At 61.8% G+C, this 12423-nt stretch carries 12 protein-coding genes, 1 tRNA gene and 1 pseudogene; 7 read left to right on the forward strand and 7 right to left on the reverse strand.

From position 1 onward, the window contains the following. Positions 1–62 precede the first annotated feature (62 nt). Complete coding sequence (locus ACR65T_RS03840; protein ID WP_434495249.1) at positions 63–1070, reverse strand: hypothetical protein; 1008 nt, start codon at positions 1068–1070, stop codon at positions 63–65. A 196-nt stretch (positions 1071–1266) separates the two neighbouring features. Between ACR65T_RS03840 and ACR65T_RS03845 the strand changes: the two genes are divergently transcribed. Then, positions 1267–2664 (forward strand): hypothetical protein, encoded by a 1398-nt coding sequence (locus ACR65T_RS03845; RefSeq protein WP_434495250.1) that lies wholly within the window; start codon positions 1267–1269, stop codon positions 2662–2664. Positions 2665–2754: 90 nt separating this feature from the next. On the opposite strand, the gene ACR65T_RS03850 is transcribed toward ACR65T_RS03845, so the two are convergent. From ACR65T_RS03850 to ACR65T_RS03860, 3 genes are read right to left on the reverse strand one after another with little or no spacing between them, the layout of a single operon-like run. Next, positions 2755–3516 carry a hypothetical protein gene (locus ACR65T_RS03850; protein WP_434495251.1) on the reverse strand — a complete coding sequence of 254 codons (762 nt, stop codon included), beginning with the start codon at positions 3514–3516 and terminating at the stop codon, positions 2755–2757. Beyond that, a complete protein-coding gene (locus tag ACR65T_RS03855; RefSeq protein WP_434495252.1) occupies positions 3495–4079 on the reverse strand; it encodes a DUF6884 domain-containing protein in 585 nt (194 codons plus the stop codon). Before ACR65T_RS03855 ends, ACR65T_RS03850 begins: the two co-directional genes overlap by 22 nt. Continuing rightward, positions 4076–4807 carry a hypothetical protein gene (locus tag ACR65T_RS03860; protein ID WP_434495253.1) on the reverse strand — a complete coding sequence of 244 codons (732 nt, stop codon included), beginning with the start codon at positions 4805–4807 and terminating at the stop codon, positions 4076–4078. Before ACR65T_RS03860 ends, ACR65T_RS03855 begins: the two co-directional genes overlap by 4 nt. A 758-nt stretch (positions 4808–5565) precedes the next feature. Between ACR65T_RS03860 and ACR65T_RS03865 the strand changes: the two genes are divergently transcribed. The 4 genes and pseudogenes from ACR65T_RS03865 to ACR65T_RS03880 form a co-directional block, all read left to right on the forward strand. Beyond that, positions 5566–7449 carry a DUF3363 domain-containing protein gene (locus tag ACR65T_RS03865; protein WP_434495254.1) on the forward strand — a complete coding sequence of 628 codons (1884 nt, stop codon included), beginning with the start codon at positions 5566–5568 and terminating at the stop codon, positions 7447–7449. A 77-nt stretch (positions 7450–7526) separates the two neighbouring features. Then, positions 7527–7823: a type II toxin-antitoxin system RelE/ParE family toxin gene (locus tag ACR65T_RS03870; protein ID WP_434495255.1), complete on the forward strand. Its 297-nt coding sequence runs from the start codon at positions 7527–7529 to the stop codon at positions 7821–7823. A gap of 7 nt (positions 7824–7830) precedes the next feature. After that, positions 7831–8139, forward strand: coding sequence for a HigA family addiction module antitoxin (locus ACR65T_RS03875; RefSeq protein WP_434495446.1), 309 nt, complete (start codon positions 7831–7833; stop codon positions 8137–8139). Between the two features lie 403 nt (positions 8140–8542). Next, positions 8543–9568, forward strand: a pseudogene (locus ACR65T_RS03880) (recombinase family protein); the annotation flags it as partial. On the opposite strand, the gene ACR65T_RS03885 reads toward ACR65T_RS03880, so the two are convergent. Further along, the gene (locus ACR65T_RS03885; RefSeq protein WP_434495256.1) at positions 9476–9892 is read right to left on the reverse strand and encodes a hypothetical protein; all 417 of its coding nucleotides are present in this window, start codon (positions 9890–9892) and stop codon (positions 9476–9478) included. The pseudogene ACR65T_RS03880 and the gene ACR65T_RS03885 sit on opposite strands and share 93 nt — an antisense overlap. 249 nt (positions 9893–10141) lie before the next feature. Beyond that, a tRNA-Ser gene (locus ACR65T_RS03890) sits at positions 10142–10231 on the reverse strand. A 127-nt stretch (positions 10232–10358) separates the two neighbouring features. Between ACR65T_RS03890 and ACR65T_RS03895 the strand changes: the two genes are divergently transcribed. Together ACR65T_RS03895 and msrA are read left to right on the forward strand one after the other, a co-directional pair. Then, positions 10359–10676 carry a hypothetical protein gene (locus tag ACR65T_RS03895; RefSeq protein WP_434495257.1) on the forward strand — a complete coding sequence of 106 codons (318 nt, stop codon included), beginning with the start codon at positions 10359–10361 and terminating at the stop codon, positions 10674–10676. A 32-nt stretch (positions 10677–10708) separates the two neighbouring features. Further along, positions 10709–11359 carry a peptide-methionine (S)-S-oxide reductase MsrA gene (msrA, locus tag ACR65T_RS03900; RefSeq protein ID WP_434495447.1) on the forward strand — a complete coding sequence of 217 codons (651 nt, stop codon included), beginning with the start codon at positions 10709–10711 and terminating at the stop codon, positions 11357–11359. A gap of 5 nt (positions 11360–11364) precedes the next feature. Here the strand turns inward: msrA and mepA are convergent, their stop codons facing one another. Continuing rightward, positions 11365–12294: a penicillin-insensitive murein endopeptidase gene (mepA, locus tag ACR65T_RS03905; RefSeq protein ID WP_434495258.1), complete on the reverse strand. Its 930-nt coding sequence runs from the start codon at positions 12292–12294 to the stop codon at positions 11365–11367. Positions 12295–12423 lie beyond the last annotated feature (129 nt).

Consider the following 12423-nt stretch of genomic DNA (forward strand, 5'->3'; position numbering starts at 1 on the left):
GCAGGATGCAAGATCGATCGTCGTCATAGGGCAACCTCCGATTCGGGTTGCTCCCCATAGATTCAGACACTTCCACACCTGAAAAGCGAAAAATCATCCCTCTCGGTCAAACCAAAGCACAGAGCGTTGAACAGCCCTGCCATAGGCACGATCACTGCGTCCGGAAACAGCGAGAGTTCTTCCTTAAGCCAGTTCCTAGAGCGGTCGAACAAGAATGGCACGCCATTCATGTCGGGCGACCGGCTATAGTTCTGGCCGTCGACGAATGTCGGGTAGCGGAGCGCAGAAGTGAAATGGGCACGACGGCTGTCGACCCCCCAAAGGCTTACCGTCGAGGCAATGCCTAACAATACGTTCAGGCCCACGGCATCCATCAGTTTCACGAGATTTGTTCTCATGGTGCCTGCGAAACTGGCATGGACTTTCGCGCGTGCAAGCACCTCCGCGTCAGATAAACCAAGCTTTATCGACGTGTAAGCGTCTTCAAGGGCCGCGCGCATCTGCTGCTTACCTGGCGTAATGCCAACGATCACGATATCCGCCCCGATATTCACGTGATCAAACGGAGCGTAGGCGATATCAAGACGCTTTGACTTATGGACATGGGTGGCCATAAGGAGCCTACGAGGATCGTCTATTTCCGCGCTGACCTCTGCCTCTGACATGGAGGCGATGATTTGCAGACATTCAGTCACCTCGCGGGTGACGGCTCCGGCCGACCGCACAATGGGAACGAATTGCATGTGTCCCTGTGCCGGCACGCGGGGGATAGACTGTGCAGCTATAATCTCGGCCTGCGGCGCGACACAGGGAGCAGATTCGGATTGCGGCGGATCGGCATCAATAATGCCTTTGGAAATCAGACGGCGATCCTTGGTACCGCGGATCGACATCCAAACGGGCCAGCCTTTGCGGAGATATTCCTTCAGTTCCTCAATGCTTTCAGCAACTACTCTGTTTGCAATATGGTGTCTTCTTTTACCGAGCTTGGGGTCGGCCGCGCCGTAGGTGCCATCGTCGAAGACATGAGGAACGAGGACTTCGCCAGTTTCGGGATTGATGCGGTGCACGAAGACTCCTAACAGTGGCAATCGGCGGCTGCGTCCGGAAATATCGCAGAATCGGCGGCAATTGGCGGGCCACGCACGACGATGATGAGAACTATGTCTACGCCGTAGCCCTCTAGAACCCTCCTTATTGCTAGTTTTCACGGCGAGAGCGTTCGATCGCTTTTCTGCCGAGGGCTGAGGCGCTACATTTAACGCTATGAAGATATTTTGGTCCTGGCAAAGCGATGTGCAGCAAGCCACCAATCGATATTTCGTCCGCGCAGTGCTGGCGGATTTGGCCAAGAGCCTCAACTGCGTCGACGGAACCGAGGACTCCGAGCGCCCACCCTCCACCGAGGAGGATGAGGAGGACGACGACCTCGGCGCACAGGACGATGGTCGCATCGCGATCGACCACGATACGCTTGGCGTGGGCGGATCGCCTAGGATAGCAGAGAAAATTCTCGAGAAGATCGAAGCGGCAGCGGTCTTTGTCGCCGACGTCACCCCGATCTGCAAAACAGCCAGAGGCAAGCGCGTTCCCAATCCCAACGTCATGATCGAGCTCGGCTACGCCATGAAGGTGCTGGGCGAGGAACGGGTGGTTCTGGTCGGTAACAAAGCGGAAGGTGCCGAACTCAAGCATCTTCCGTTCGATCTGCGCCACCGCAAGGCGCCGGCCTTCTTCTCGCTGCACAGCGACGCGACCGAAGAGCAGAAGGCGGCTGTAGCGACCGAACTCACAACCGCGTTGCGCGATCGAATCGTACCAGGCTTGCGGAAGGCCGAGGCCGTCATGAAGGAGGATCGCCGGAGGACGCAGCGCGCTCCGGACCTAGCGGTGTTACTGGAAAGCCCATCCGACAGGCCCATCGCAATCTCACAATCCCCTCACATGGGCGATGTGAAGACACTGGACCAGATCAAGGCGGAGGCGCCGCTGCTGCCGCTGCCCAAACCCAAACCCGGTATCGTTTCAGCCGAACCGGTAACTTCTTCCCGAAAGGGCGTATTCGACCTCGCCAGTCTGGATTCTTTGAGGCAGCCCCATCAATGGAGCCGCGAGGAAACCGAAGAGTACAACAAGCGCGTCCGGCACTACTACACGGAGTATGAGAGATATCTCGCGGAGAAGCTGGAATTCGGCAAGCTCGTGCTGAGGAGCTTCGAGGTGACGCTCTATCTGGAGAACAGTGGCACGGCGCCGGCAACCAGGATTGACGCGGATATCTATCTCCCAGAGACGATCCTCCTGTACGATCGCGACGACGACGACCATATATTTCCCAGCGGGCCGGAAGCACCGAAGCCCCCCAAGAAGGAGGCTAGGTCTTCGGCGTTCGCCCATGCGACCGCGACGTCCATACCCGACCTCATAAATCCGATGCGCTATTTGCCTCGCTCAACGCACATTTATGCCGCCGACCGACGCGTGCATTTTTCGACGAACGAGCTCAAGCATCATCATCAGGTCAGCATCGACACATTTACGATCAGCTTCGCGACCGAAGCGGACATCGCGTCGTTCGACGCGGCGTACGTGATCACTGCGAACGAACCGCTCGACCCGATAGAAGGCGTTATTCACTTTGAGATCGAGAGACAAGCGGAGTGACCTGCAACGCCCGGGCAATCGGCGTCGAGGGTGAGTACGGGCGCAACCAATCGGCGCTTTTGGCGGCCCTGATGAAGGTGAGCACTACATCTACGCTATAGCCCTATGATCTATACTGCGTTCGATAGCTGTTTCCAGCACGTCAAGAAAGCCAGGCACGTAGTTCTCGTCCACATGTAGCTGGTTCCACAGGCCGGAGCGCCGGACCTTATCCCGGCCCGAGCGGAGGCCCAGCCATGACGGCGAAGGCGGATCAATGACCGGCTCGTGCAGGCCGCTTGCGAGTGCGATCACGTTCCGCTCGATGAACCCACGCATGGACTCCGGCCCCGGCTCATCGTCAATCGGGAGCCACAGAAACGGCAGTCGACCCACATAATTTGATACAGCGGCTTCAATTGGTGCCTCAGCGGCAGCCAACGGAGCCCTTTGCACGCTCAGCATCTCCGCAGCCTTGCTGATATCGCCTTTCACTCCCCAAGACGGGCATGGCGGGCAGTCCCCGCGCGCGGTTAGAGCCTCGCCGACAAGCAATCTGAAGATTGATGCCCGGTGGTTTCCGCCAGAACCGGACGACTTCCCGGCATGCTGACGTAGGCGCTGGTGCAGCGTCGAGCGCGCGCCGACGCCCAAGGCATGCGTGCCCACCCGGACAAGCCGCGGGCCGTGACCGCTACCTGCGCGAACCTCTCCCGGCTCGAAGAAGAAATAGACGCCTCTTCGCGGCCAACTGCCGGAAGGCGCAAGCTGAGCAAGAAACCTCTTGCCGCCTGAGGAAGCTTCCAACCGATCGAAAATCCGGTACAAGCGGATGAGATCATCTGTCCTGCTCATGATCGTGCCACCAGCCACGCCAGTTGCTCCCCGATGCGCAGGTTTGCCATCGGCACATCCACTTCGTAGCCGTCGCTCAACAGTGCTGGCACCAGAAACTCGCGATAACGCTGTCCTGCAAATATCACGACACGCCGCCGCTCTATCAGATGCGGGGCCAAGTGTCGGCGGACATTTTCTGCCCAGGCACGGCGTTCGGCCACGCCAGCGGTATTGAGGGTCTTTTCATAAGGGGCGATGCAGGTATCCGGTGCGATTATGCCGTAAAGGGCGGACAGAATAAGCCAATCAGCCTTTTGGGTCTCGACCAACGTCCGCACTTTGGTAAACCACTCCGACCGGTAAAGCAGCCGGGCCGGGGCCGGCTCAGAGAGCTTTTGGCTCACGCATGAAACAAGAACAAGAGCATCCACTAAATCCAGTGATGCCTTACCTTGAACAGCCTTTGCGGTCACAGCAGGCGCACTTTGTGTTTTCAAGACATTGTAAGCGTGTTGGTATCGAATCCCAAGTCGTCGTGCGATTTCAGCGACTGCCAATCCTTCACGAGCCAGCGCGCGGATGCTCTCGGAAACGCTCATGTCGGGCTGTCCAATCGCGCCCGAACACGCGGAATAAATGCAAGCCTAGTAGCAAAAGCTTGCGCCCTGGCCGTCAGTTCGGTGTCGGGATCGACAACCGTGAACCAGCGCTGGCGCTGCACATAGGATGACGAACCAATGGCGCGCGGTACTGAAACATTTGTCCGCAGCGTGACGATGCTTTCGGCGTCCGTTTCGACGGCCAGCCGCTCATGCAACTGTTGCAGAAGGGCGTCGTGCTTCATGCTTCGGCCGGGAAAGGTGATGAAAACGATAGCGCGGCCGGGTTTGCGCAGCAGCCGGATTTCCGAAAAGGTCGCGTGCTTTTCGGTTTCCCCGCCGATGCCGTTGTCGGGATCGAGAAACACAATGTCCGCGCCGTCGAGCGCGCTTCGCTTGCGTGTTCCCCACGCACTGCGCCCGGCGCGGGGTGGCATAGGCTCACGATGAAACAGCACGCCTTCCGGCCAGATCATCGCCCGTTCAAGAGCGGTGACGCTGCGTTCCGGCAGGGCCGCAAGACCAGTGTGTAGTTCTTTATCTAGCGCGCGCCATGCCGTCTCGTCGCGCCATTCAAGATGCCGACCGTCCGAGCGTCCATCATCACCCGGTGCGTAATACCATGCGATGCCAAGCGTTCGATCCTTGCCGGCGAGGGTGCGCAGAAAGGCGAATTTGAGAACGTCGCTGACATCACCGGCATATTGATCTCGCATCCGGTCCTGCACCCCATTATCGTCAAGTGTTCACGCGATTACACGTCCGCTTGCGTTCATACATCGCCGCGATCGGCACGGCGAGTACCGTATGATCGGCAGACCATCCACGTATCGTCGTCAGATTGGCAACACCGTGAATGCAGCGGTGGGGTAAGTTCGTAGCAGGTTCAAGGTCGCGTTTCTGTATCATCCCTCGTTGGCTGATTCGCGTTCAGGACTTGGCGTGAAGATTGTGCCACAGGTTGGACAGCCGGAAGGAAGATGACGGCAAGATAAAGCGAGCTGAGGCTCGCGATTCGCTGCGCGAATGAAGTGTTTGTCTGCACATTGTTTTTTGCACCTCGCAACAGCACTATTTTCCTGCCACGCGAGGTGGGCATGGCACAGCAGCTGACGATTTCGTTTGTCTTTTCAGACTCAAGCACAGGGCCGCTCGCGAGGTGCGTCATCGGTCGCGCCGCTTCTTGCACGACATCATGCGCTATTTTTCGATTTCCTTCGACGCGCGCTTTTCACCCATTGCGACGCGATATTTGGCGTCCGATCCTTGCGGCATGGCGAGCGATGACGGCGACAATTTTCGCATCCGACCTGGGCGTCCTCGCAGTGGTGGCGCGCGCTCGGGAGCACGCCCGCAGTCATTCGTGAGCCAAGTCGAGTCTGCCGTCAGGAAGGCGGGCGGCAATCCGAGTCGGATTGGCGGCCCAGCCGGGAAGGGAAGCGGGCGGTTCAACGCGCGCGGTCGTGGCGCGAAGGCGGCGGCGTCCTTGGCGGCAGAGAGCGTCGGATGGCGCCGCGACTCCGCCGGCTGGTTTCGAGCGCGGCGGGTTGTCGTCAAGGCGCGGGTGGTGAAGCTCAATCCGCAGCGCCAAGGCGGCGCCCGCGGGCCAAAATTGCGTGGCGTCGCGAGCCGCGCGGCCGACGCCCATTTGCGCTATCTCGAACGCGACGGGGTGACCCGGGAAGGAGAAAAGGGACGCGCCTATTCGGCGATCGAGAATGAAGCGGACGGCCGCGCCTTCATAGAACGTGGACGAGAGGACAGGCATCAGTTCCGGTTCATCGTCGCGCCGGAGGACTCGGCCGAGATGAGCGACCCGCGCCGCTTCACCCGCGACCTCATGCGGCAAATGGAGAAGGACCTCGACACGCGGCTCGATTGGATCGCGGTGGACCATCACAACACCGGCCATCCCCACACCCATGTCTTGGTCCGGGGCGTCACCGACGACGGCAAAGTGCTCAACATCGCCGGCGACTACATCGCCCATGGCGTCTGCCAGCGGGCGAGCGAACTTGTGATCCTGGAGCTGGGGCATCAGAGCGAGATCGAACTCGCCCGGAAGCTCGCGAGCGAAGTTGACGCCGAGCGCCTGACGCGGCTCGACAGGATGCTGCTTGCCGAGCAACGGGACCAAGGCGTCGTCGATCTGCGGCCGGGCGAGGGAAGCTCATACCCCATCCGCGAGAACCGGCATCTTCTGATCAGCCGGGCGAAGCGTCTGGAGAGGTATGGCCTCGCCAGTGAGAGGGAGCCCGGACGCTGGGCGATCGCCGAGCGGGCCGAGGCGACCCTGAGGGCGCTCGGCGAGCGCGGCGACATCATCAAGACGATGCATCGAACCCTCGCCGACTCTGGTCTCGCCGAGACGCGCGGCGCCGAGCAATATCTCCTTCACGGCGATCGCTCCAGCGAGCCGATCATCGGCCGCGTCCTCGACAAGGGACTGGCCGGCGATGAGATTGGGGAGCGAGTCTATCTGATCGTCGACGGCGCGGACGGGCGCGTCCATCACGTTGAGTTCGCCAAGCCGGAGCGCCTTGACGAAGTTCGCCGCGGGATGATCGTCGAAGCGAAACCGGTCGTCGCCGAGCCCAGGGCGGCGGATCGCAACATCGCAATCGTCGCCGAGGGCGATGGCGGCGTTTACCGACCCGGCCGTCATCTCGACCTCATCCGCGACAGTTTCGAGCGGCAGGGCAAAGACCCGGACGCCTTCGTCCGCTTCCATGTTCGCCGTCTGGAGGCGCTGCGCCGGGCCGGGCATGTCGAACGGCTCGACGCCGACAACTGGCGCGTCCCTGCCGACATCGCCGAGCGCGGAATGCGCTACGACCTCAGCCGTGGCGGCGACGGACTCTCCGTGCGCATCCTCTCGACGCTCGGCCTCGATGCGCAGATCAGCAGCGACGGCGCCACCTGGCTCGATCGCGAACTGACCTCGCCGTGTCGAACGCCGCTCACCCAAGCAGGCTTTGGCCGTGATGTGTCGACCGCCCTGGAGCGGCGCAAGCAGTCGCTTGTGGAGAGAGGTTATCTCACGCGCCAGACCGACGGCGCATTCCGCATGCCGGCCGACTTGCTGTCGCGTCTGGAGCGCGCAGAAGTCACCCGCGTCGGCCGCGCCATGGCCGCCGAGCGCGGGCTCGCCTTCAAGGAGCCCAAGACCGGCGGCTATATCAGCGGCAGGCTTGTCGGCTCAACGCAACTCGCCGGTGGCCGCTTCGCGATGATCGACGACGGACTTGGTTTCAGTCTCGTCCCCTGGCAACCCGTCCTCGACAAGCGCCTTGATCAACATATCACCGGCGTCGTGCGCGGCAGCGGAATCGAATGGGATTTTGGCCGCAAGCGTGGGCTTGGATTGTAACCCCCGAGCCTTGGATAGCGCTTCCGCATTGCCAAATGTCCCGCAGAGTGGTACACTCACTTTACTGAGGTTGGGGCATGATCGAAAGCTTTCGAGACGATTGGTTGCGCGCCTTCTTTGTCGACGACGTTCGCTCAAAGAAAATCCCGCCCGATCTGGAAGCCCGTCTGTTCCGCAAACTTCAGATGATCGACGATGCGACAACGGATCAGGATTTGCGTGTCCCGCCGAGCAACCATTTCGAGAAACTGCGCGGCGATCTGGCCGCCTTTCATTCAATCCGGGTGAACAAGCAGTGGCGACTTATCTTTCAATGGGATGGCGCCAAGGGTGAAGCATCCGGCGTCTATCTGGACGACCACAGTTACCAGTGAGGCAGCCATGTTGATGACGAAGCGCAAGCCGGCGACCATCGCGGAAATTCTGGTCGAAGAGTTCATGGGGCCGATGGGGCTGACTCAGGCCGCCCTGGCGGAGGCGATGGGCGTCCAGCGCAAGCATGTCAACGAACTGTGCAATGACCGCAGAAATGTGACGGCGGCGACCGCTCTCATTCTGGCTCGCGTATTCGGCAACAGCCCCGACTTCTGGCTGAACGTGCAGCGGCGCAGCGATCTTTGGGACGCGATGCACTCACCCCGCGAACGCAAGCGGATCGAACGGGCGAAGCCGTTGAAAGCGGTCGCATGATGCGCGCCGGCGCTACGTTGATGCAGCCGATGATGGCCGCATCCGCGACAGCGCCGCCGAAATCGCGAAGCGAGCGCCAGCGTAGAGTCGGACTGTTCCCTTTGATGGAAAGGAGCGCGATCATGTCGGCATGTTTCGATCACGCGCTCGCACGACCAAGAATCGTCGCCATAGCGTCATATGTTCGGCGCCGCCCAACGATTTGTTCGATTATCTCCAGTCGCCGACGCGTCGCGTTGGCAGGCCGCACAAGCATGACCCCGCAAATTGGACGGTCGCTGACGACTGGCCCGAGCGCGTTCCCGTCAGCGAAGCCGAAATCGACATTTACGAGGCCTGGTTCGGCGATTTGTTTGATCGTATTTTCGGGCCTTGCCGATGAGCAATTGAGAAGGCCGCCGCCATGACCGTCCCGCTCCGCGCCGCCCTCTATCTTCGCGTCTCGACGGCGCGGCAGGCTGAGCATGACGTTTCCATCCCCGACCAGCGCCGGCATGGCGAAGCCTATTGCGCTTCGCGCGGCTATCAGCTCGTCGAAACCTATGTCGAAGCGGGCGCCTCCGCCACCAACGACCGCCGGCCCGAGTTTCAGCGCATGATGGAAGCGGGAACTGGAAAGCCGGCCGCTTTCGACTTCGTCATCGTGCATTCCTTCTCGCGCTTTTTCCGCGATCACTTCGAATTGGAGTTCTACGTCCGCAAGTTGGCGAAAAACGGCGTCAAACTGGCGTCGATCACCCAGGAGCTTGGCGACGATCCAATGCACGTCATGATGCGGCAGATCATGACGCTGTTCGACGAATATCAGTCGAAGGAAAACGCCAAACATGTTTTGCGGGCGCAGAAGGAGAACGCTCGGCAAGGCTTCTGGAATGGTTCGCTGCCGCCGATCGGCTATCGCGTCGTCGCGGCCGAGCAGCGCGGCGCGAAGATCAAGAAGAAGCTCGAAATCGATCCGCTCCATGCCGACACCGTGCGCCTAGCTTTCAGGCTTGCGTTGGAGGGTGATGGAACATCGGGCCCGATGGGCGTCAAATCTATCGTGACCTACCTGAACGCCCGGCGCATTTTCACGCGCGACGGCGGCCGATGGGGCATCGGGCAAATCCACCGTCTGTTGACCCGCCCGACCTATATCGGGCGTCACGAGTTCAACAAGCGCAGCAAGGCCAAGGTTCTTAAGCCCACGAGCGAAATTATTGAGGTCGAAACGCCGCGGCTGATCGATCAGGCGACATTCGACGACGTGCAAACGCATTTGCGCTCGCGCAATCCCAAGGTTGTGCCGGCGCGCGTCGTCAGCGGGCCAACCCTTCTTACCGGCATTTGCTTCTGTTCAGCCTGCGGCGGGGCCATGACCATCCGCACCGGCAAAGGCGGGCGCTATCGCTATTACAGTTGCTCGACCGCCGCCCGGCAGGGCGACACCGGCTGCAAGGGTCGGGCGATTCCAATGGAAAAACTCGACAATCTCGTCGCCGGCCATCTGGAAAGCCGCTTGCTTGACCCGGATCGCCTTGCCGAAATCCTGGCCTCCGTTCTCGACCGGCGGCAGGACCGCGCCGAGCGTCGCCGCGAACATATCGCCGAACTCAACCGACGCGCCGCCGAAGCAGACGCCCGTTTGCGCCGCCTTTACGGCGCCATCGAAAGCGGTGTGGCCGACCTCGACGACCCGGCGCTGAAAGAGCGCGTCGAGGAATTGAAAGCTACCCGTGACCAAGCCCAGGTCGACGCTCAGCGCGCGGCCCAAGCAGCGGAAGGGTTCGGCTCCGCGATCACGCCCAACCAGATCGCCGCCTTCGCACGTCAAGCCCGCGAACGCATCCGGCTTCCCGGCGGCGGCTACCGCCGCGACCTGCTGCGCGCCCTCGCCCAGCGGGTCGAAATCGCGGAGCGGGAAGTCCGAATCATGGGATCGAAGGGGAATTTGCTGCGGACTCTCGCCGGCGTAGCAGGCGTAAAATCGGCTACCGGCGGCGTGCCCACTTCTGTTCTGAACTGGCGGAGGGGGCGGGATTCGAACCCGCGATACGGTTTCCCGCATACACACTTTCCAGGCGTGCGCCTTCAACCACTCGGCCACCCCTCCGCGAAGCGCGCACTATATTCACGCGCGACCGGAACGCAACGCCAAGCATGGACAGACGCGCCCGCGGCGCCTATTCTCCCCACGCTTTTTCGACCCATCGCAACATTTACATTCGCACGAAGAGACCATGCTGCGACTCCTCATCCGACTGATCGGCCTTCTCTTGCTCGCCGGCGGCTTCATCGCCCTCATCGTCGACGGGACGCGCTCGATCGCCGCCGGCCGCGTCATGGTGATGAGCATCAGCGGGGGAGCCTCCACAGTGTTTCCCGGCCTCTATCAGTCGCTGCAGTCGAGCGTCGAGAATGTCTCGGCCTTTCTGTGGGACCCGGTTTTGACCACGCTGATGCTGGCGCCGGTCAGCGTCGCCTTCGGCGGCGTCGGGGCCCTGCTGATCCTCCTCAGCCACCGTCGCTCGGCGCGTCTCTATTACGCCCGCCGCTAGTTTCTCTTGAGCCGCCACCCTATATCGCTGCCATGACCATCTTCGACGAACTCGGTCTTTCCGAACTGCTCGGGCCCATTCCCGACCGCGAGACTCCGGTGGCGCATGGGGCGCGCCATTTCGTTAACGGGCGGCCGCTCGACCCGCCGTTTCCGCTGGGGTCCGAACAGGTCCTCTTCGGCATGGGCTGCTTTTGGGGCGCGGAGCGCAAATTCTGGCAGGCGGGCGAAGGCGTCTATGTGACGGCGGTCGGCTACGCCGGCGGCGTAACGAAAAATCCCACCTATGAGGACGTCTGCGGCGGCCGCACCGGCCATGCGGAGGTGGTGCGCGTCGTCTACCAGCCGCCGGCGATGACCTTCGAACAACTGTTGCGCATCTTCTGGGAGGGCCATGACCCCACGCAGGGCATGCGCCAGGGCAATGACGCCGGCACGCAATATCGCTCGGCCATCTATGTCTCGACGCCGGAACAGCTCGCCGCCGCGAAAGACTCGCTCGCCATGTATCAACACGTATTGACGCAAGCGCGCCTGGGCGCGATCACGACGGAAATCCGCGAGAGTCCGCCGTTTTATTACGCCGAAGAGTATCACCAGCAGTATCTCGCCAAAAATCCCGGCGGCTACTGCGGACTCGGCGGAACCGGCATCGCCTGCCCCCTCGGCGACTGCTCCGGCTGAAGGCCCTACTTCGCGCGCAACACCTCGCGGCAGGCGGCGGGCAGGCCCGTCATGGTCATCGGCGGCCAGCTTTTTCCAGATTTGTTGGGGTGCAAAATCTCGCGCCTAAACCACCAGGCGAGCGAGGCGTCGCAGCCGTCGCCGGCGGGCGTCGGGTCCTGATCGCGGCAGTTGGAGCCGTTCGGGCAGTGAAGCCGGATGTGGAAGTGGTAGTTGTGCCCCCACATCGGCCGGACCTTGTGCATCCAGCTTTCGCCCTGCGCCGAGCGGCAGAGCGCACGTTTGATCGCGGCGTTGACGAAGATGCGCTGCACGGCCGGCTCCATCGCCGCCGCGCGGATCACGGCGATGTGGCCCTCGCTCCAGACCTCGGGGCGGACGTCGAGCCCATCGTCGCGCACGACGTCCGTCGACATCAGCTCTTCGCGCTCCTCGCGGGTGAGTTCGCGGTTGGGCATCGGCGCAAGCCAGATGTCGGCGTCGAGGCCGATCTGATGCGACGCGTGGCCAGAGAGCATCGGCCCGCCGCGCGGTTGCGACAGATCGCCCACGAGCAGGCCTGGCCAGCCTGATTCGCGCGCCGCTTTCGACGAGAAATGCTTCAAGAAGGCGATGAGATTGGGATGTCCCCAATTGCGGTTGCGCGACAGGCGCATGACCTGCCAGTGGGGGCCGTTGATCGGCAGCGGCTCGCCGCCCGCGAGACAGCCGCGCGAATAGAAGCCGATCGGATTGGGATGGAGCGGCGCCGCCTCCTGCGCGCGCCCAAACAGCTCTCGCGCCGGCGTCGCCGGACTGGACGGATTGGCGAGTGGCGGCAGCGGCTTCGGGTCGAGCGCGCCCTTATCCTGCGCCGGCGCGCCGTTAACCATGCCGAGCGCCCCGAAGGCGAGTAGCGCCGCACAAAGCCTGCGCAATGTCGAACCTGTCATCATGGGCTTTCGCCCCCCGTCTCCATAATTGCCTGCGCCGCGTAAAGCGTCGCGATAGAGCCTTGCCGCGAAAGCTTAACGCTTCATTTAGCTTTGTTGTAGCGCCAAGCCAGCGCAAGAGCGCCGGGCATG

The sequence above is a fragment of the Methylocystis sp. genome (assembly GCF_051061285.1).
GTDB lineage: Bacteria > Pseudomonadota > Alphaproteobacteria > Rhizobiales > Beijerinckiaceae > Methylocystis.

Excerpts from the sequence above, each read along its gene's own strand:
- msrA (WP_434495447.1), top strand. The coding sequence starts at position 10,709 with ATGACCATCTTCGACGAACTCGGTCTTTCCGAACTGCTCGGGCCCATT.
- ACR65T_RS03875 (WP_434495446.1), top strand. The coding sequence starts at position 7,831 with ATGTTGATGACGAAGCGCAAGCCGGCGACCATCGCGGAAATTCTGGTC.
- ACR65T_RS03845 (WP_434495250.1), top strand. The coding sequence starts at position 1,267 with ATGAAGATATTTTGGTCCTGGCAAAGCGATGTGCAGCAAGCCACCAAT.
- ACR65T_RS03895 (WP_434495257.1), top strand. The coding sequence starts at position 10,359 with ATGCTGCGACTCCTCATCCGACTGATCGGCCTTCTCTTGCTCGCCGGC.
- ACR65T_RS03855 (WP_434495252.1), bottom strand. The coding sequence starts at position 4,079 with ATGAGCGTTTCCGAGAGCATCCGCGCGCTGGCTCGTGAAGGATTGGCA.
- ACR65T_RS03870 (WP_434495255.1), top strand. The coding sequence starts at position 7,527 with ATGATCGAAAGCTTTCGAGACGATTGGTTGCGCGCCTTCTTTGTCGAC.
- mepA (WP_434495258.1), bottom strand. The coding sequence starts at position 12,294 with ATGATGACAGGTTCGACATTGCGCAGGCTTTGTGCGGCGCTACTCGCC.